15 protein-coding genes are annotated in these 17,253 nt (G+C 61.4%); 10 read left to right on the top strand and 5 right to left on the bottom strand.

All coding sequences use genetic code 11. From position 1 onward, the window contains the following. The first annotated feature begins 16 nt into the window (after nucleotides 1-16). On the top strand, nucleotides 17-622 hold the full coding sequence (locus KUV46_01165) for a hypothetical protein (GenBank protein QYJ01016.1): 606 nt from the start codon (nucleotides 17-19) through the stop codon (nucleotides 620-622). Here the strand turns inward: KUV46_01165 and KUV46_01160 are convergent. The 5 genes from KUV46_01160 to KUV46_01140 all read right to left on the bottom strand — a co-directional run bounded on the left by KUV46_01160 (nucleotide 518) and on the right by KUV46_01140 (nucleotide 7,369). Beyond that, the gene (locus KUV46_01160) at nucleotides 518-1,576 is read right to left on the bottom strand and encodes a hypothetical protein (GenBank protein ID QYJ01015.1); all 1,059 of its coding nucleotides are present in this window, start codon (nucleotides 1,574-1,576) and stop codon (nucleotides 518-520) included. The genes KUV46_01165 and KUV46_01160 overlap by 105 nt on opposite strands. Before the next feature lie 9 nt (nucleotides 1,577-1,585). Further along, nucleotides 1,586-2,446 (bottom strand): 4-(cytidine 5'-diphospho)-2-C-methyl-D-erythritol kinase, encoded by an 861-nt coding sequence (locus KUV46_01155; protein QYJ01014.1) that lies wholly within the window; start codon nucleotides 2,444-2,446, stop codon nucleotides 1,586-1,588. Then, the gene (locus KUV46_01150; protein ID QYJ01013.1) at nucleotides 2,446-4,146 is read right to left on the bottom strand and encodes a tetratricopeptide repeat protein; all 1,701 of its coding nucleotides are present in this window, start codon (nucleotides 4,144-4,146) and stop codon (nucleotides 2,446-2,448) included. Before KUV46_01150 ends, KUV46_01155 begins: the two co-directional genes overlap by 1 nt. Nucleotides 4,147-4,317: 171 nt before the next feature. Then, the gene (locus tag KUV46_01145; protein ID QYJ01012.1) at nucleotides 4,318-6,279 is read right to left on the bottom strand and encodes a hypothetical protein; all 1,962 of its coding nucleotides are present in this window, start codon (nucleotides 6,277-6,279) and stop codon (nucleotides 4,318-4,320) included. Nucleotides 6,280-6,421: 142 nt separating this feature from the next. Continuing rightward, complete coding sequence (locus tag KUV46_01140) at nucleotides 6,422-7,369, bottom strand: polyprenyl synthetase family protein (protein ID QYJ02330.1); 948 nt, start codon at nucleotides 7,367-7,369, stop codon at nucleotides 6,422-6,424. 166 nt (nucleotides 7,370-7,535) lie between these two features. Between KUV46_01140 and KUV46_01135 the strand changes: the two genes are divergently transcribed. The 9 genes from KUV46_01135 to KUV46_01095 all read left to right on the top strand — a co-directional run bounded on the left by KUV46_01135 (nucleotide 7,536) and on the right by KUV46_01095 (nucleotide 17,245). Further along, entirely contained in the window at nucleotides 7,536-7,745 is a 210-nt protein-coding gene (locus KUV46_01135; protein ID QYJ01011.1) for a DUF2007 domain-containing protein, read from the top strand. After that, nucleotides 7,723-8,478, top strand: a complete 756-nt coding sequence (locus tag KUV46_01130) for a methyltransferase (GenBank protein ID QYJ01010.1) — start codon at nucleotides 7,723-7,725, stop codon at nucleotides 8,476-8,478. Before KUV46_01135 ends, KUV46_01130 begins: the two co-directional genes overlap by 23 nt. Nucleotides 8,479-8,508: 30 nt before the next feature. After that, complete coding sequence (locus KUV46_01125; protein QYJ01009.1) at nucleotides 8,509-8,871, top strand: hypothetical protein; 363 nt, start codon at nucleotides 8,509-8,511, stop codon at nucleotides 8,869-8,871. Between the two features lie 226 nt (nucleotides 8,872-9,097). Next, nucleotides 9,098-10,000, top strand: a complete 903-nt coding sequence (locus tag KUV46_01120; protein QYJ01008.1) for a glycine--tRNA ligase subunit alpha — start codon at nucleotides 9,098-9,100, stop codon at nucleotides 9,998-10,000. Nucleotides 10,001-10,049: 49 nt separating this feature from the next. Then, nucleotides 10,050-10,595, top strand: coding sequence for a hypothetical protein (locus tag KUV46_01115; GenBank protein QYJ01007.1), 546 nt, complete (start codon nucleotides 10,050-10,052; stop codon nucleotides 10,593-10,595). 62 nt (nucleotides 10,596-10,657) lie between these two features. Continuing rightward, complete coding sequence (glyS, locus tag KUV46_01110; protein QYJ01006.1) at nucleotides 10,658-12,766, top strand: glycine--tRNA ligase subunit beta; 2,109 nt, start codon at nucleotides 10,658-10,660, stop codon at nucleotides 12,764-12,766. 30 nt (nucleotides 12,767-12,796) lie between these two features. Further along, nucleotides 12,797-13,189: a hypothetical protein gene (locus KUV46_01105; GenBank protein ID QYJ01005.1), complete on the top strand. Its 393-nt coding sequence runs from the start codon at nucleotides 12,797-12,799 to the stop codon at nucleotides 13,187-13,189. A 26-nt stretch (nucleotides 13,190-13,215) separates the two neighbouring features. Next, the gene (ppdK, locus tag KUV46_01100; protein QYJ02329.1) at nucleotides 13,216-15,879 is read left to right on the top strand and encodes a pyruvate, phosphate dikinase; all 2,664 of its coding nucleotides are present in this window, start codon (nucleotides 13,216-13,218) and stop codon (nucleotides 15,877-15,879) included. A 370-nt stretch (nucleotides 15,880-16,249) separates the two neighbouring features. After that, complete coding sequence (locus KUV46_01095; GenBank protein QYJ01004.1) at nucleotides 16,250-17,245, top strand: cell wall hydrolase; 996 nt, start codon at nucleotides 16,250-16,252, stop codon at nucleotides 17,243-17,245. The last annotated feature ends 8 nt before the right edge of the window (nucleotides 17,246-17,253 follow it).

Here is a 17,253-nt window from a genome sequence, read left to right as displayed (position 1 = left end):
TGAAGAGGAGCGCGCTGTGCAGAGCTTCGAATTCAAACCCGCCCTCCTGAGAGGGCGGGATAACTGGACTGTCGATAGCGGCATGCTGACCTGCAATGGCGAGCTCTATCTGAGCTTTGCCAATGTCACCGGCCTGCATTTTGGTGAGCTAAGCGCGCGCCAGACCCATAGCGCATGGCTGGACGTCGAGACGGGCGGAACCCGTCACCGTATCGGCTGCAACGCGCCGCGCGGCGACCAGAATAATGAGCAGTTTCTGGCGCTTTGCCGGGCGATTGTGACGGAGGTCGCTGAGGTGAGGCCCGACCTCACGATGAAAGTCGGGGTCGGCGGCGCGACTCGCTGGACGCTCTTCCTTCTTGGCCTCGCCATGATCGCGGCGGGCATCGTCGGCATGGTCTTCTCTCAGGAAGCACGACGCGGCATGGAGCTTTTTGCACTGGCAGCCGGCGGCGGTTTTGCGCTTTTTGGTTTGCTGCTCGCCTTCATGTGGCGGCCGGGAACGGGCATCCGCAAGCTAGATCTGGACCAGGCGCGCGCCCATCTGGCCGCACGCTCTCTGAACCCTGACCCAGCCGAAGCTGAGAAGCAGGGCAAGACAGACGAAGACGGTAAAGGGTAGCGCGCCGCCGCCCGCTGCCCCAATCGTCGCCCCGGTTGCGCAGGCACCAGCAAGTCCCCACCAGAGAATGGCAACTTCCCAGGCGCTCCAGCCTGACTTGATGAGTGCCTGATAGGCATGATCGCGGTGCGCGGTGAACAGGCTCTCTCGTCTCTTTGCCCGCAAGACGAGGGTCATCAGCGTATCGATCAGGATAGGCAGGGCGAGCGTCGCAATCGTCCAGACGGGCAGGCCTGAAATGATGGCGAGCGTCGCGAAGAGCGCGCTGACGCCGAATGCGCCGATATCGCCCGCATATAGCTGGCCGCGCATATTGATGATGAGAAAACCCGCGCAGGCGCCGACAATGGCAATCAGCCCGGGCGGAAAACGGCCAGCATCGCTGAGCAGGAGCGAGGCGCCAAGCCCCGCAAACATGAAGGCGAGGACGCCAATGGCGAGGCCATTGCTGCCATCCATGAAATTGGCGGCATTGGTAAAGACAAGCAGCCAGAGGGCAGAGCCTGCGATCATCAGCGCCGGTGCTGTGAGATTTCCGAACGGGCTGTCGAGTTCCGGGACCACGACTCCGAATAGCGGAGCACCGATACAGACGGCGAGCAGCAGGACGAGTTTGAGGACGGCGTTGAGGTCGCTGATATCATCGGCAGCGCCGATCGCTGCAAAGGCGAGGCTCGCTGCCAGCGCAACAGCTACGCCGCGCACATTGCCGGGTAGGAAGTCATTGCCAAGCCAGAGCGGGTTCACGGCGTGGAGCACGCCTGCGACCAAGACCGCCGTAAAGACACCGGCAAGAATACCAGCCCCACCAAGACGCGGCACTGGCGCTGCCTGAAACTTCCGCTGGCCGTCCGGCATGTCGAGCACGCGCCATTTCCGGCTGAGCTGGCACACCAGATACGAGACAAGGCCCGCCAAAAGGCAGATGACCGGATAGAGAATCAGCTCAGGCATTCGCCGATCCTAGCCGCCTTTGAGAAGCGTGGGAGCCACCCACCAGTGCGGATATTGCGATTTCAGCGTATCGGCAGCAGCGACAAGGTCTGCGCGGGTCTCAAACAGGCCAAAACAGCTTGCGCCAGAGCCGGACATACGACTGAGCGCGCATCCCGGCAGTCCCCTGATAGCGTCAAGCACACCTTCAATTTCAGGCACCAGGCCGATGGCCGGGGCTTCGAGGTCATTGCGGCTATTATTACGCAGCCAGGCGATCATTTCGGGCGGGTGTTCAAAATCAGGAAGGTCCAGCGGCGAGAGCCCCGGATTGCCAGTCGCCTCGTCAAAAGCCCCGAAGACCGGCCCCGTCGGACAGGCGATATTCGGGTTTACGAGAAGCGTCGGCAGGTCCGGAAGGCCGCTGACCGGCTTGATGACTTCGCCTTCGCCCTGCATCCGGCAAGCCTGCGAAACATAAGCGGCGGGCACGTCCCCGCCGAGACTGGCAGCGAGCGTCCAGGCAATCTGGTCGGTGATCGTGCCAAGCTTCACCAGCTGTCGCAGCATCGCGCCTGCATCGGCAGAGCCGCCGCCAAGACCGCCCGCAACTGGGATGTGTTTGTAGAGCGTGATGGCAAGCGGTGGCACGCGCAGGCCGCGGATGGCGCAGGCAGACAATGCCTTCAGGACAAGGTTCTCACTGGTCGCCAGGTCCGGCGAAGCGAAAGGGCCGTCAATCTGCAGGCTGAGGCTGGTCGCGCGCCGCGCTTCCACCCTGTCAGAGGCTTCGGGACCAGCGAACATGACGAGGCTATCCAGCGGGTGCCGGCCATTTTCCTTTACGACTCCGACATGGAGCAGGAGGTTTATCTTGGCCGGAGCCAGCATCAGTTATCCCGGCTGGCCGCCTGCGTTTCAGGACCGGTGAGCATTTTGCGCTCAATCGCCCGGATTTCCTGTTCATCGTCATTGAGTAGCGTGAGCGCCTTTTCCCACTGGAAGCGCGCTTCGGTCCGCCGCCCCGTCATCCAGTAGGCATCGCCCAGATGGTCGATGATCTCGGCAAGGTCAGGCTCGATTTCAGCAGCGAGTTCCAGATAGTAGACTGCCTGATCAAAGTCGCCGAGCTTGTAATAGCCCCAGCCAAGGCTGTCCGTGATGGCACCGCTATTCGGGCGCAGCGAAAGCGCCTGACGGATAAGGTCCATGCCGCGCTCAAGGTGGAGGCCGCGATCCACCCAGCTATAGCCAAGATGGTTGAGGACTTCCGGCGAGGATGGGTTCAGCGCCTTGGCCGTCAGGAAATCGGTTTCAGCATCAGGCCAGTTGCCGAGGCGCTCGTTCACTGTGCCGCGCGCATAATATAGCCGCCAGTCGCCGACACCCTGTGCTTCGTCGCCGGAGATCACTTCGGTGAAGGCGGTGAGCGCTTCCTCATCAGCTTCGAGCGAGGTGAGGAGGTCAGCAATCTGGATCTTGAGGTCGCGTTCGGGGTCTTCTGACAGCGTTTCGATAGCAAGGCTCAGCGCTTCCTCATCCTTGCCGGCGCGGTGCAGTGCCCAGGCAAGCTGACCGATTGCCGTCACATGATAGGGCGAAGCGTCCGGAATGGCGCGCAGCATGTCGATGGCGTCGCCGCTGCGGCCTGACCGGTCCAGCGCATCAGCAAAAAGAGCGCGGGCGGCATGCAGCTTCGGATCAAGTTCGAGCGCAATGGAATAGTAGACGCCGGGCAGGTCGTCAGTAGACTGCGCGGCGAGTGCGGCAGCAGGCACATAGATGGAGAGAGCTGCGCCTTCTGCTGCGCTGAGGCGCTTTACCGGAAGGTCTTCACCGGCAGCGATCCGGTTCAGCGTATCTTCGATGGCAGGGCTATAGCCAACCTGTTCGAGATAGACTGCCAATACGTTGATCGCGTGGGCTTCTTCCCCGCGGCTGGCGAGCAGGCGGGCATAGCTTTCTGCAGCGGCCGCGGTGAGTGCGAGATTCTCTTCAAGAAAGCCGAGCGTCTCCAGCGCCTGCTCATCCTGGCTGGCCGCGATTTCCATCAGCGCCAGCGAATTCAGCATGATATCGCGCAGATACGGGTCCTCGCCTGCTGCCTCGAGCAGGGTGAGTTCGGCTGGCCCAAGGTCGCCTTTGCCGAACATGGCCCACGCCTCAAGCGAGCCGAGCACGAGCGCGTAGAATGGGCCGGAACGTTCCCGGGTCGTCAAGGCAGGCACGGCGTCATAGTCGCCAGAGGAAATCGCGTGTGCCGCCAATGTCAGGCGCGGCAGGCTGGACTGGCTCAGTACACTATCATCGGCGCTTTTCGACACCGACAGCGCGAGATCAAAATCATTGGCAAGCAGCGCTGAAAACACGGCGCGCTCGGAAATCGTCGTATCGCCCGGAATGGACAGCGCGACACCAGCATAGCGTTGCGCGGCCTGCTGCGGATCGTTCGTCAGGGACGCATAGCGCGCAATCAGGAAGTCGCTGAACTCATTCCTTGATGCGACGGCCTTTGGTTCGGCCAGCTTTTCCTTGGCTTCCGTTTCAACGCTCTGGAAGCGTTCGGACAAAGCCAGGCCATAATCAGGCATGGACGAACATCCGGCCAGAAACACCGTGGCGGCGGTCAACACAGCTGAAAGATGGCGCTTTTTGATCATGATCCTACGCAATATCCGGCATGGAACTTTACCATACCCGGCCTGACCGGACTTTCCTAGGAAAACCGGGTCACATTACCGTCATGCAATGTGGACAAGTGATCAGATGTCCTGGCGGTTCACTTCCTGGTCCTCGCCAAGCGAGATGTCAGGCAGGGGCTGCTTTTCTGGCGGCGGGCCTTCAATGCCGTTTTCCAGCTTCTCGACGAGGTTCTGGCGGGTTTCCTCGCGGGGGTAGTCCGTCAGTGCGCGTTCCCACGCAGCACGGGCTTCGTCCTCGCGGCCGAGGTGCCAATAAATGTCGCCGAGGTGATCCTCGATTTCCCAATGCGTATTGGGCTCAAGCAGGCGGCGGGCCTGCTCAATATAGCGGGCCGCCCCTTCAAGGTCGCCAAGCCGGTAGCGTGCCCAGCCATAGCTGTCAGCGATATAGGGATCGTTCGGCGCGAGTGCATTTGCGCGGGCGAGGACGCGGTAGGCTTCAGAATACTGGTCGGTATTCTCGATCAGGAAATAACCGAGCGTATTCAGCATATAGGGGTCATTGGGCCGACGCAGCGCTTCGGCGCGAATAAGCTGTAGCGCCTCGTCCACCTGGCCTGCATCCGCCATCGCATTGGCAAGTGCCATGCGCCGCTCATGCGTGTCGTCCAGTTCGCGGGCGGCCTCGGCATGGAAGAGGGCACGTTCGAAATTGCCGAACTGGGAATAGATGGTCGCGCTCGTGGAGTGCGCGCTGGCCTTTTCAGCGTCCGTCTCGGCAAGGTCCGGCGTCGTCTCGGCCAGCTCGCTCGCGCTCTCCTGTTCGCCAAGGAGAGCATAGATCAGCATCGCGCTGGAGGTCGTGCTCAGCTTTTCGTCTTCGTCGGCAAGCGCAAGCGCGCGATCAAGGGCGGTGCGGGCCTCGTCTGCCTGCTCCATCCGGACATAGGACTGGGCCTTGGCGAGCTGCAGCGAGGCGGTCTCTTCCGGCGCAACTTCTGCAACATGGAGGGCAGCTTCGAAAAACGTCTCATCATAAAGATCTGCAATCACTGCGAGACGCAGGTCTTCATTGTCCGGATCGATGAGAAGCGCCAGCTGGTCGAACGCAGCCTTCGTATCGTCGAAACCTGACGCCTGCTGGCCTGCAAAGGCTGACCGGATCATCCGCTGATAGGCGAGGGCGAGCGAATAGTCCGCCATGGTACGGGCGAAGGCGGTGTCCACATCCAGCGTTTCATCATCGAGGCCGCGGCCAGTCTCGATCTGCTCGATGGCGGCGGCATAGGTGGCGGCGCGCTCCGGTTCGGCTTCGGCGAGGCGCTGGTACAGCGCTACCGCTTCATCCACGCGGCCAAGACGGCGCAGGAGCAGGGCCTGGCGCGAGATGACGAGGCGCACATGGCTGAACAGGATTGACTGCGGGTCGAACTGGTGTTCCGGCGCTTCAATCTCTGACGGGGTGATGGCGGAATAGACGGCGAGGGCTTCGTCCTCTCGGCCTGCTGCTTCCAGCATGGCGGCGAGAGAGAGGTCACCGGTCAGACCCGGCAGCCGCGATCCGACCTCAAGTTCAGCATCGACGGCGGCGTCAAAGTCGCCTTCAAGCGCGAGATACCAGGCTTTCAGGAAGCCGCCGAGCAATGACAGCTCTGCACTTTCCGCTGCTACATCCGCCAGTTCCCGGGCGCGTTCATAATCCTCGGCAGCAGCGGCATCGATGGAGCTGATGGCAGAGGCGAAGGGGACGTTGGAATCGTTACGCTCGATGCTGAGCTTCATGGCGGCGACGAAAGCGGCCATGTCGCCGGCTTTTACAGCATCGCCGGGGGAGGCATAGGCGAGCGGGCCAACAGGGGCGCCGCCGGGGCCGCGCACAGCGGTGGCTAGGGCGGCGTTAGAAAGCTCGAAATCGTTCGCCGTTTCAGGGCTAATGCCCAGAATTTCATACTTTTTCGCGTTCACCGCGGCCTGGTCAGCCTCGGAGATCTCAAAGGTCTGTTCCGGCGTGGTTTCCACGGTTGCGCAGGCGGCGAGCGCGAGGGCGGAGAGGGCGACGGCTGAGGTCTGATTGAACTTCATGCGGCAATCCTTTCGGGATTATCGGCCTTCAAGCTAGAACGGGTTTGCCGGCTGACCACCGGTGTTTTGACGGTGCAGTGGCGGTGTATGGACGGTGTTTCTGCCGGTGTCGCAGAATGCCGTTGTGAGCCGCGCGCGGATATCAGCTGACGCGCCGGATGCAGAAGTCGGCAAGCTCACCCAGCAGGGTGCGCCATGGCGTGTCCGGCAGCGTCGACAGCGCGGACTTTGCTAGACCGACATAGGCTTCGGCTTCGGCAATCGTCGCCTCTGCTGCGCCGGTCGTGCGAATAAGATGGATCGCGCGGGCGAGGTCGCCTTCTTCCTGCTTGTCGAGGTCGAGCGCGCGGGCCCAGAAGGCCTGGTCTTCGGCGCGGCCCCTGCGGCGAGCGATAATGACGGGCAGGGTGATCTTGCCCTCGCGAAAATCGTCGCCGACGACCTTGCCGATCACCGACGTTGTGCCGCCATAGTCGAGAACATCATCGACAATCTGGAAGGCGAGACCGAGATTCTTGCCGTAGCTGGCGAGCGCGGCGGCATGGTCTGACCCGCCACCAGAGATCGCGCCAGCGCGAGCGGCTGCCTCAAACAGGGCCGCAGTCTTGGCTTCGATGATGGCGAGATAGTCTTCGGTCGGAAGGTCAGGCTTGCCCTGTGCGGCGAGCTGGCGAACTTCGCCCTCTGCGATCACCGATGAGGCATTGGAGAGGATATCGAGAATTTCGAGCGAGCCGGTTTCCACCATGAGCGTGAAAGCGCGCGCGAACAGGAAGTCGCCAACAAGAATAGAGGCAGAATTGCCCCAGATCGATTTGGCAGCAGGCTTGCCGCGGCGAAGGTCACTCTCATCGATGACGTCATCGTGCAGCAGGGTCGCGGTGTGGATGAACTCAACCGCAGCAGCCAGCGAATGGGTCGATGGATTGGTCGTGCCGACAGCCTGCGCGGCGGCGAGCGTAATCATTGGGCGCAGGCGTTTGCCGCCAGCCGAGACGATATGCTCGGACATGGCCGGGATAATATCGACCGGGCTTGCAGCCTTGGCGTTGAGCAGGGTCTCTACCGCAGCGAGGTCCTTCTCGAGCATGCCGCTCAGACGTTCGACGACGGATGACCGGCTGGAAGTTTCGCGCGCTGTCGCTGGTGTAGACACAAAGATTTCCTGCTAAGCTCAATTGACTAGGTCATATGCATACGAATACGTCCGCGGTCCAGCGATGCGGTACAGGACCGCAGCAGTGAAGGGACATGTCATGGAAGAAGTGTTCCGCACCAATGACCCCGTCAAGCTGAGCTATATCAGACATCTGCTTTCCGAAGCCGGGATCGAGGTTTTCGTGCTTGATGAGCACACTGCCTATATCGATGGGCGCGGGCCTCTGGTGCCTGTGCGTGTGGTGGTGCACGAAGATGATGCAGACGACGCCCGGCGCGCTCTGAGTGAACTGGACCAGGATGGTTGAAGGCGAAGTCACCGAGGACGCCTTCCTTGGCGGGCTGGTAAAAGTCTACCAGCCACGGCGCGGATTTCGCGCCGGAACGGACAGTGTTCTCCTGTCGGCCGCACTTGACCCTGAAATGACCGGCGATGCAGCCGAGTTTGGCTGCGGGGCAGGCGGGGCGCTCCTGCCAGCAGCTTACCGCCTCAAGAAGATGCGCTTTACCGGCTATGAGCGTGATGTGCGGCTCGCAGGGCTTGCGCGTCTCGGCGTTGAAGCGAACGGTTTTGGCGACCGCATGTCGATCGAGCTTCAGGATGTGGGCGAGCTGTCCGACGCCATCGAGAACCGCTTTGACCTCTGTTTCTCCAACCCGCCTTTCTTTCGCGGCGGGTCGATCACCTCTCCCGGTGAGGGCAAGGCCGACGCCTATCTGGAGACGGTGCCACTGAAGGACTGGATCGGCCGGATGCTGCATGTTTTGAAGCCGAAGGGCCGCTTCGTGATGATCCACCGTGCCTCAGAGCTGGCGCGCATCCTGTCGCTGATCGAGCGGCGCACCGGCCAGATCGAAGTCCTGCCTGTCCGGTCCTTTCCGGGTGAGGATGCCAAGCGCGTGATCGTGCGGGCCCGCAAGGGGCTGCGGTCCGGCCCGATGCGGCTTCTGCCGGGGATCAATATCTATACCGGCAAGGGCGGCGAGCGGACCGAGCTTCTGGAACGTATAGCGCGATCAGAGGCCGGGCTGACATGGTAAATCTGCCTGATTGAGCGTAGACTTCGGCGCATGCTCGAAGAACTTCAGGGACGGACCCCAACCCGTTTTCAATTGATTGCGACTTATGGCTTGTTCGCCGCGACTGTCGCGCTGACGGTTCTTCACTATGGCACCGGGTGGAAGGTCTTGCTGCTGGCCCTGGTCGCGGGCGACTGGGCCGCCGGAATCGTCGCGAATTCAGCCCGCTCCACCCGCGCCTGGTGGCGTGATCGCTTGCTGGCGAGGCGCGTCTTTTATGTCCTTCACTTTGCAGAGATTCCGCTGGTCTGGTGGCTCTGCCAAGGGGACGTGCAGCTATTCGGAACTCTCATGCTGGTCCTCTGCGCGAAGCTGAGTGTCTTCACGCTTGGACGCGATGCCAACGCATTCTGAAAACGGCACCGCACTATTGCGCGATCAGAGGCTGGGCTGGACTGGAGTTAAGGCTCGCGGCCCGCGTGGTTCGACTTCGCTCACCATGCGGGCTTTGCTATCGTTGGCATAAGCTCCGCTGCTTGTCGCTGACCCGGACGGCCTTGCCGCAGTTGCGAATTCGGGCAGGTGGCGCTAGGCGGAGTGACCAGAACCACGACGCCAACTCAACCGGCTGAGCCCTAGCATGACTGCACCCGTTGCCCGCGAGAAACCCGCTTCCTTTCAGGACCTGATCCTGCGCCTGCAAGCCTATTGGGCCGCGCAAGGCTGCGCGATCCTGCAGCCATATGACATGGAAGTCGGCGCCGGCACACTGCACCCGGCGACCGTGCTGCGTGCGCTGGGGCCGAAGGACTGGCGCGCCGCCTATGTGCAGCCATCGCGCCGCCCGGCAGATGCGCGCTATGGTGAGAACCCGAACCGGCTTGGCCATTACTATCAGTACCAGGTGATCCTGAAGCCGAACCCGGCTGACCTGCAGGACCTGTACCTCAACTCGCTCTACGAGATCGGCATCGACCCGACCGTCCACGATATCCGCTTTGTCGAGGATGATTGGGAAAACCCGACCGTTGGTGCATGGGGGCTTGGCTGGGAAGTATGGTGCGACGGGATGGAAGTCAGCCAGTACACCTATTTCCAGCAGGTCGGCGGGCTTGATGTCTTCCCTGTGTCTGGGGAGCTGACCTACGGCCTCGAACGCCTCGCCATGTATGTGTTCGGCGTCGATAATGTCTACAATCTGCCTTTCAACGACCCGGCCTCGCAGACACCGCTCTCCTATGGCGATGTCTTCCTGCAGAATGAGATCGAGCAGTCGGCCTTCAACTTTGAACTGGCCGATGTGGAGATGCTGCAGACCTGGTTTTCGGGCTGCGAGAAACAGTCCACGGCGCTTCGCGAAGCGGGCAAGCCGCTGCCAGCCTATGATTATGCGCTGAAGGCCTCTCACGTCTTCAACCTGATCGATGCGCGCGGCGCGATTTCGCCGACAGAGCGTCAGGCCTTCATTGCCCGCGTGCGCGATCTCGCCCGCGGCGCCGCCGAAAAATGGGCTGAGCAGGAAGCAGAACGCGCGGCCGTCTAGGGCGCGGCAGGTGAGCGGCGCACGGGCGCCGGACCTTCAGGAGAAAGCCATGACCAGGTCTGGTTCAAACACGAAGAACGCCATCCTCCTTGGGGGCATCATCATGCTGGCCGCTGCCTGCGGCGGGGATCGCGCGCAGCCCGAAGCAACAAATGAGTTCAAGAAGTCGGTCGAGGAGCCTTCGCCGCAGGTCCAGCAGGTCGCAGACCGCGACCCGCAGGCGCTGGAAATCCGCACCATGCATGCACCAGATACCGACGCCTATTGCACCTTCACGCAGGCCGCCCACACTTTTGTCTATGATGACCCGTCGACCTGGCGTTTCGTCTTCCTGAGTGAGCCAGCTGGCGAGACCCCGTCAGCGCGCATCAAGATCAATGATGAAGAGCTGGCCTTCCAGCCAGCAGATCGCACCACCGATGATGAGGGGCTGCAGACCTGGCGCTATCGCTCTGATGACCGGCGCATCCTGGTTGAGATGAAGCTGAAAGAGGCTGAAAGCGGCCCCGAGAACACTGACTATACCGGCACGATGGCGATCATCGAGCCGACGACAACCGAACGAATGCGCATCAAAGGCAGTTGCGGCGTCTAGGAAGCTGCGCCATCCCTGCCCACTGATTTTTCTGGCCCCTGAATTTCCGGACCGACCCGCTTATGGCTGAACTCCTTCTTGAACTCTTTTCCGAAGAAATCCCGGCGCGCATGCAGGCGAAGGCCGAGGCTGACCTGCGCGATGCGCTGACCAAGGGGCTGAGCGAGGCGGGCGTCGAGTTTGGCGATGTGGTGGCCCGGTCCGGTCCGCGCCGTTTGATGGTCGCGATTTCGGGCCTGCCCGAGAAGTCGGCCGATGTCAGCGAAGAGAAGAAGGGCCCGAAGACCGATGCGCCGGAAAAGGCGATCGAGGGATTCCTGCGCGGGGCAGGGCTCTCCTCGATCGATCAGGCCGAGGTGCGGAGCGACCCAAAGAAAGGCGATTTCTATGTCGCCGTGCGCGAAATCCCGGGTCGTCCGCTGGAAGACATCATTGCAGGGCTCGTGCCAGACATCGTGCGCGGCTTTCACTGGCCAAAATCCATGCGCTGGGGCCGCGGTGAATTGCGCTGGGTGCGCCCGCTGCAGCGCATCCTGTGTGTCTTCAATGGCAAGACGGTCGAGTTTGAGATCGACGGCCTGAAATCGGGCAATGAGACCGAAGGCCACCGCGTCCATGGGCGTGGGCCGTTCAAGGTCTCTTCCTATGCCGAATACAAAGAAACGCTGCAGGAGAAGGGCTTTGTCGCCATCGCCCGCGAGGACCGCCGCCTCCTGATCGAGGAACAGGCGCAAATGGTCTGCGCGCAAGCCGGGCTCGAACTGGTCGAGGACAAGGGCCTTCTGGAAGAAGTGACGGGCCTTGCCGAATGGCCGGTCGTCATCCTGGGTGAGATGGACCCGGCCTTCCTGTCGCTGCCGCCGGAAGTCGTTCAGCTGTCGATGCGCACGCACCAGAAATACTTTGCTGTGCGTGACCCGAAGACGGGTGAGCTTGCGCCGAACTTTGTCGTTGTCGCCAATATCGAAGCGAGCGATGGCGGCAAGGCGATTGCGGCGGGTAATTCCCGCGTCCTGTCAGCGCGCCTCGATGATGCGCGCTTCTTCTGGGAGCAGGACAAGTCGACGCCGCTTGAGAAGATGGCCGAGAAGCTGAAGACCATCGATTTCAAGAAAGAGCTGGGCACGATTGCCGACAAGGTGGAGCGGGTGGCCGCTCTGGCGCGTGAGCTTGCGCCGAAGGTTGGCGCTGACCCGGATATGGCTGAACGCGCCGCGCGCCTTGCGAAAGCTGACCTCGTCTCTGGCATGGTCGGGGAATTCCCTGAGCTACAGGGTGTGATGGGCGGCTATTATGCGCGCGAGCAGGGCGAGGACTTCGCCATTCCCGATGCCATTGCAGAGCATTATAAACCGGTCGGCCCATCGGACACTGTGCCTTCGGCTCCTATGAGTATAGTGGTCGCGCTCGCGGACAAATTCGACACGCTTGCAGGCTTTTGGGCCATTGAAGAAAAGCCGACAGGGTCAAAAGACCCGTTCGCGCTTCGCCGCGCTGCCTTGGGCGTCGTTCGCATCATCCTTGAGAATGATGTTCGGCTTCGCTTGAACAATCAGGTCAAGCTTGCGCTTGGAGTGCTTGAAGACACCCAGAGAAAACACACCGATGCGATCAATGAAGCGCTGCACGACCGGAAAAGCGAGGTCGTTGAAGATCTCCTCTCCTTCTTCGCTGACCGTCTGAAGCAATATCTGCGCGACCAGGGCGCGCGCCATGACCTTATCGACGCGGTCTTCGCGCTAGGCGAGGATGACCTCGTCCTGATCGTGAAGCGGGTCGAGGCGCTGGCGACCTTCCTTGAGACTGAGGATGGGGCGAACCTGCTGGCGGGCTACAAGCGCGCGGCGAACATCCTGAAAGCCGAAGAGAAGAAGGATGGCGCGGCCGTAGAGGGCGATGTCGATGCCTCCCTGTTCGAGCAGGATGAGGAGCGGGCGCTTCACACCGCCATCGAGACGGCCGTCTCGCGCGCTGATGCCGCGCTGGAGGCAGAGGACTTCGAGGCGGCGATGGCAGCGCTTGCGGAACTTCGCGGGCCTGTCGACGCGTTCTTTGACGGCGTGACGGTGAATGCCGACGACGAAAAGCTTCGCGCGAACCGTCTGCGCCTGCTCACATCGATTCGCGCTGCGCTGTTCCGTGTGGCCGATTTCTCGAAGATTGCGGGCTGATCCAGAGAGGCAGAAGGTCGCAAGGGCGCCATGGTCATTATCGTCTTTATCGTCGGCGTGATCGTCTTTGTCGGCTATTGCCTGATCAATATGCCTTCCGGGCAGGCACGCGCGATATTCGATGCACAGGGGCGCGGCCCCGACGTCATTTCTGACAGTGACCGCGCCTATGTGGCTGATCTTTACGGTCGTTTCGGCACAAGAGACTTCAAGTTGAAAGAAATCCGGGAAAAAAGGCTGAATCCGGACATTGCGGAACGCTTCGGCGTGACTCCTGCAAGGCTTGACGATACGCAGGCGCTTGGCGTGAGACTACCGCAGTTAAATTTACTGGTTTCCTTTGAACCGGGGCGATATCGCCTTACAGAGGATGCCGCACGACTGGCCACTGGCCAGACAGGCAGGACAGAGACTGGAGAATGAAAGTCATGGGTGACACCGCTCAGCAAATGTCGAAGGAAAAATGGGTCTATTCCTTCGGCGGGGGATCGGCAGACGGCAATACCTCGATGAAGAACCTGCTGGGTGGCAAAGGTGCCAACCTTGCCGAGATGGCACGGCTTGGCCTGCCAGTGCCGCCGGGCTTTACCATCACCACCGCTGTCTGCACCGCCTATTACGACAATGGCGAAACCTATCCGGGCGGCCTTGATGCGGAAGTCGACGCGGCGCTGAAGGCTGTAGAGGCAGAGACCGGCAAGTCGTTCGGCGACGCTGACAATCCGCTGCTCGTGTCCGTTCGCTCTGGTGCGCGCGCCTCCATGCCGGGCATGATGGACACGGTTCTCAACCTTGGTCTCTCCGAAGTCACCGTTCAGGGGCTCGCCAAGAAGGCGGGCGAGCGCTTCGCCTATGACAGCTATCGCCGCTTCATCCAGATGTATTCCAACGTCGTCCTCGGCGTGAAGCACGACGTCTTCGAGCATATCCTCGACGATTATAAGGAGCGTCAGGACTATCAGCTCGACACCGAGATGACGGCTGACGACTGGAAGGAAATCATCGTCCAGTACAAGGCGGCGGTGCAGAAGCAGCTCGGCAAACCATTCCCGGATGATCCGCGCGAACAGCTCTGGGGCGCGATCACGGCCGTGTTCGGCTCGTGGATGAATGACCGCGCGATCCTCTATCGCAAGCTCAATGACATCCCTGCTGAATGGGGCACGGCGGTGAACGTCCAGTCCATGGTGTTCGGCAATATGGGCGACACCTCTGCGACAGGCGTTGCGTTCACCCGCGACCCGTCCACGGGCGAGAAAACCTTCTATGGCGAATTCCTGATCAATGCGCAGGGCGAAGACGTCGTTGCCGGCATCCGCACGCCAGCACCGATCTCTCGCTCGCGCGCCGATGCGCTCGGCTCCGATGAGGCGCCGCTCGAAGAGGCGATGCCGAAAGTCTATGAAGAGCTGGTGGCTGTCGCTGACACGCTGGAAGCGCACTACCGCGACATGCAGGACATCGAGTTCACGGTCGAAGACAACAAACTCTACATGCTGCAGACCCGGAACGGGAAACGCACGGCCGCTGCTGCGCTCAAGATCGCGGTCGACATGGCTGGCGAAGGTCTCATCAATGAGGAAGAGGCCGTCCTGCGCCTGATGCCGGGTCAGCTCGACCAGCTGCTCCACCCGACCATCGCGCCGGATGCCAAGCGCGACGTCATCGTGAAGGGCCTGCCAGCCAGCCCCGGCGCGGCTGTCGGCAAGGTCGTCTTCGATTCCGATGAGGCTGCAGAGCTCGCCGAGAAGGGCGAAGACGTCATCCTGATGCGCGTCGAGACCAGCCCGGAAGACATTCACGGCATGCACGCCGCACGCGCCATCGTTACCTCGCGCGGTGGCATGACCTCGCACGCAGCCGTTGTGGCCCGCGGCATGGGCCGTCCATGTGTCTGCGGCGCAGGCACGCTGCAGATCGACCCGGCAAAGGGCGTGTTCCGTTCTGGCGGGCGTGAGTTCAAGAAGGGCGACGTGGTCACCATTGACGGCGCTGAAGGCGAAGTACTGGTCGGCGCCATCGACATGGTCCAGCCGGACCTGTCTGGCGACTTCGGCAAGCTGATGGAATGGGCAGACCGTGCGCGCCGCCTGAAAGTGCGCACCAATGCCGAAACGCCAGCAGACGTCGAGACCGCCAAGAATTTCGGTGCCGAAGGCATCGGCCTCTGTCGCACAGAGCATATGTTCTTCGATGCAGAGCGTATCCCTGTCGTGCGCTCCATGATCCTCGCGGAAAACAAGAAGGGCCGTGAAGCGGCGCTTTCCAAGCTGCTGCCAATGCAGCGCGGCGACTTCGCAGAGATCTTCCGCATCATGGAAGACCGCCCGTGCACGATCCGCCTGCTCGACCCGCCGCTGCACGAGTTCCTGCCGCATTCGGAAGACGAGATGGCGGAAGTCGCCAAGTCTGCAGGCGTCAGCGTCGAGACGCTGAAGCGCCAGGCAGACGAGTTGCATGAGAGCAACCCGATGCTCGGCCACCGTGGCTGCCGCCTCGGCATTACCTATCCTGAAATCTACGAGATGCAGGCCCGCGCTATCTTCGAAGCGGCCGTCGAGGTCGCCAAGGAGACGGGCTACAAGCCTGTGCCGGAAGTGATGATCCCGCTGGTCGCGACGCAGAAGGAGCTCGACATCCTGAAGGCCAAGGTCGATGCCACGGCAAAGGCTGTCTTCAGCGAGACGGGCACTGAGCTCGAATACATGGTCGGCACGATGATCGAGCTGCCACGCGCAGCCCTTCAGGCCGGCAAGATCGCAGAATCGGCCGCCTTCTTCTCATTCGGGACGAACGACCTGACGCAGACGACGCTCGGCATCTCCCGCGATGATGCTGCGCGCTTCCTCAAGGCCTATGAGGAGCAGGGCATCTACGAGAAAGACCCGTTCGTGACGCTGGATCAGACCGGCGTGGGCGAGCTTGTCCAGATCGCGACCGAGCGTGGCCGCAAGACCCGCCCCGATATCAAGCTTGGTATCTGCGGCGAGCATGGCGGCGACCCGGCTTCGGTCATGTTCTGCGACAGCCTCGGCCTCGATTACGTGTCGTGTTCGCCTTACCGGGTGCCGATCGCGCGTCTTGCCGCGGCGCACGCTGCCCTGAACAAGTAGGACAACGCCCCTCGGGCGAATCGAAAATCAGCAGGTGAAAGCGAAAAGCTGTGCCGGGGGAACTGTGTTTTCCCGGCAACATGCTTTTTTTGGCAGTTTGCACAAAGCTCTGTCAGACAGTTTTGGAAGCTGCTGAAAATCCTAGAGATTTCGATGCTTTCGCAACCGGGCTAATACGCCGCTAAATCCTTCAAGTTCCGTTCATAACGGAAATGTAAGTCTTTACCGCGACGATATCGTTGATATAGCCGCCCGTCGTCCAATATTCGAAACCGGATGGAATACCGGCATCAGGCAGCAGGTAAGGGCCAAATTCGGCCCTAATCTTGCGGTGATAGAAGACTGAGCCGGGTTTAAGAGGGGGACAGAAATGTCACTCAGGACCAGACAACAGAGTTCGCAGTTCATTGCGAACAACTCGTTTCGCGCGCGTGCACGCCGTTGGTGGCTTGCAAAAAGCGATGCTGAACAACGCTCCGCCGTATCGCGCGCAGCAATGGTGTGTGCCTGCGCATTCGGCCTGACCTTTGCGCTGCCTGCTATTTCCTCTGCCAATACGCAGAAAGAGGCCGAAGCCGATTTCCGTGAGCAGACGCTTCGTTTTGCTGAAGCAAAGGATGCGGGCGACGCCGTTCGCGCAGATCCTGCCGCGCCAGCTGTGATGCAGCATGAGTGGCTGCGCAATGTTGAATACTCGCTGGAGCGCGACCCGGATTCGGCGACCACCCGCTACGGCGCGCTGGAGCGCGATGCAGCTGTGCTCGCCGGTATGAAGAGCTTCGAGCCGGCGCATCTCAAGCGCGCCGAAGAGATGAGCGCGCAGATGAAGTGTCTTGCCGAGGCGGTCTATTATGAAGCCCGCTCTGAATCGACGCAGGGCCAGATCGCCGTCGCCGAAGTCATCATGAACCGCGTGCGTGATCATCGCTATCCAAACTCCGCTTGCGGCGTTGTCTATCAGGGCGCGACGCGGACGACAGGCTGCCAGTTCACCTTTACCTGTGACGGCGCCATGGCGCGCACCCCGCGCGGCTCGCGCTGGGAAGCAGCAAAGTCCATCGCGGCTCACGTCTATCTCGACCTCGATGAGCCACGCACAGGCGGCGCGACGCACTATCACGCGACCTATGTGAACCCTGTCTGGAATTCCGGCCTGATCCGCACTTCGCGCATCGGCACGCACATCTTCTATCGCTTCCCGCGCGGCTCTGAATGGGCGAGTGCGAAAGCGGCAGAACGCGCGCGTCTTGCCATGGCACGGACTGAAGAGGGCGGCGCTGACGCAACTATCATGACGATCGACACGCCGACCACGACGCAGGACCTCAACGCGCAGGCGCTGAACGTCCTCAGCCCGGCTCCATAAAGGCGCTA

The sequence above is a fragment of the Thalassovita mediterranea genome, from assembly GCA_019448215.1.
Lineage (GTDB): Bacteria > Pseudomonadota > Alphaproteobacteria > Caulobacterales > Hyphomonadaceae > Henriciella.
This window is presented reverse-complemented; position numbering and strand designations above follow the sequence as displayed.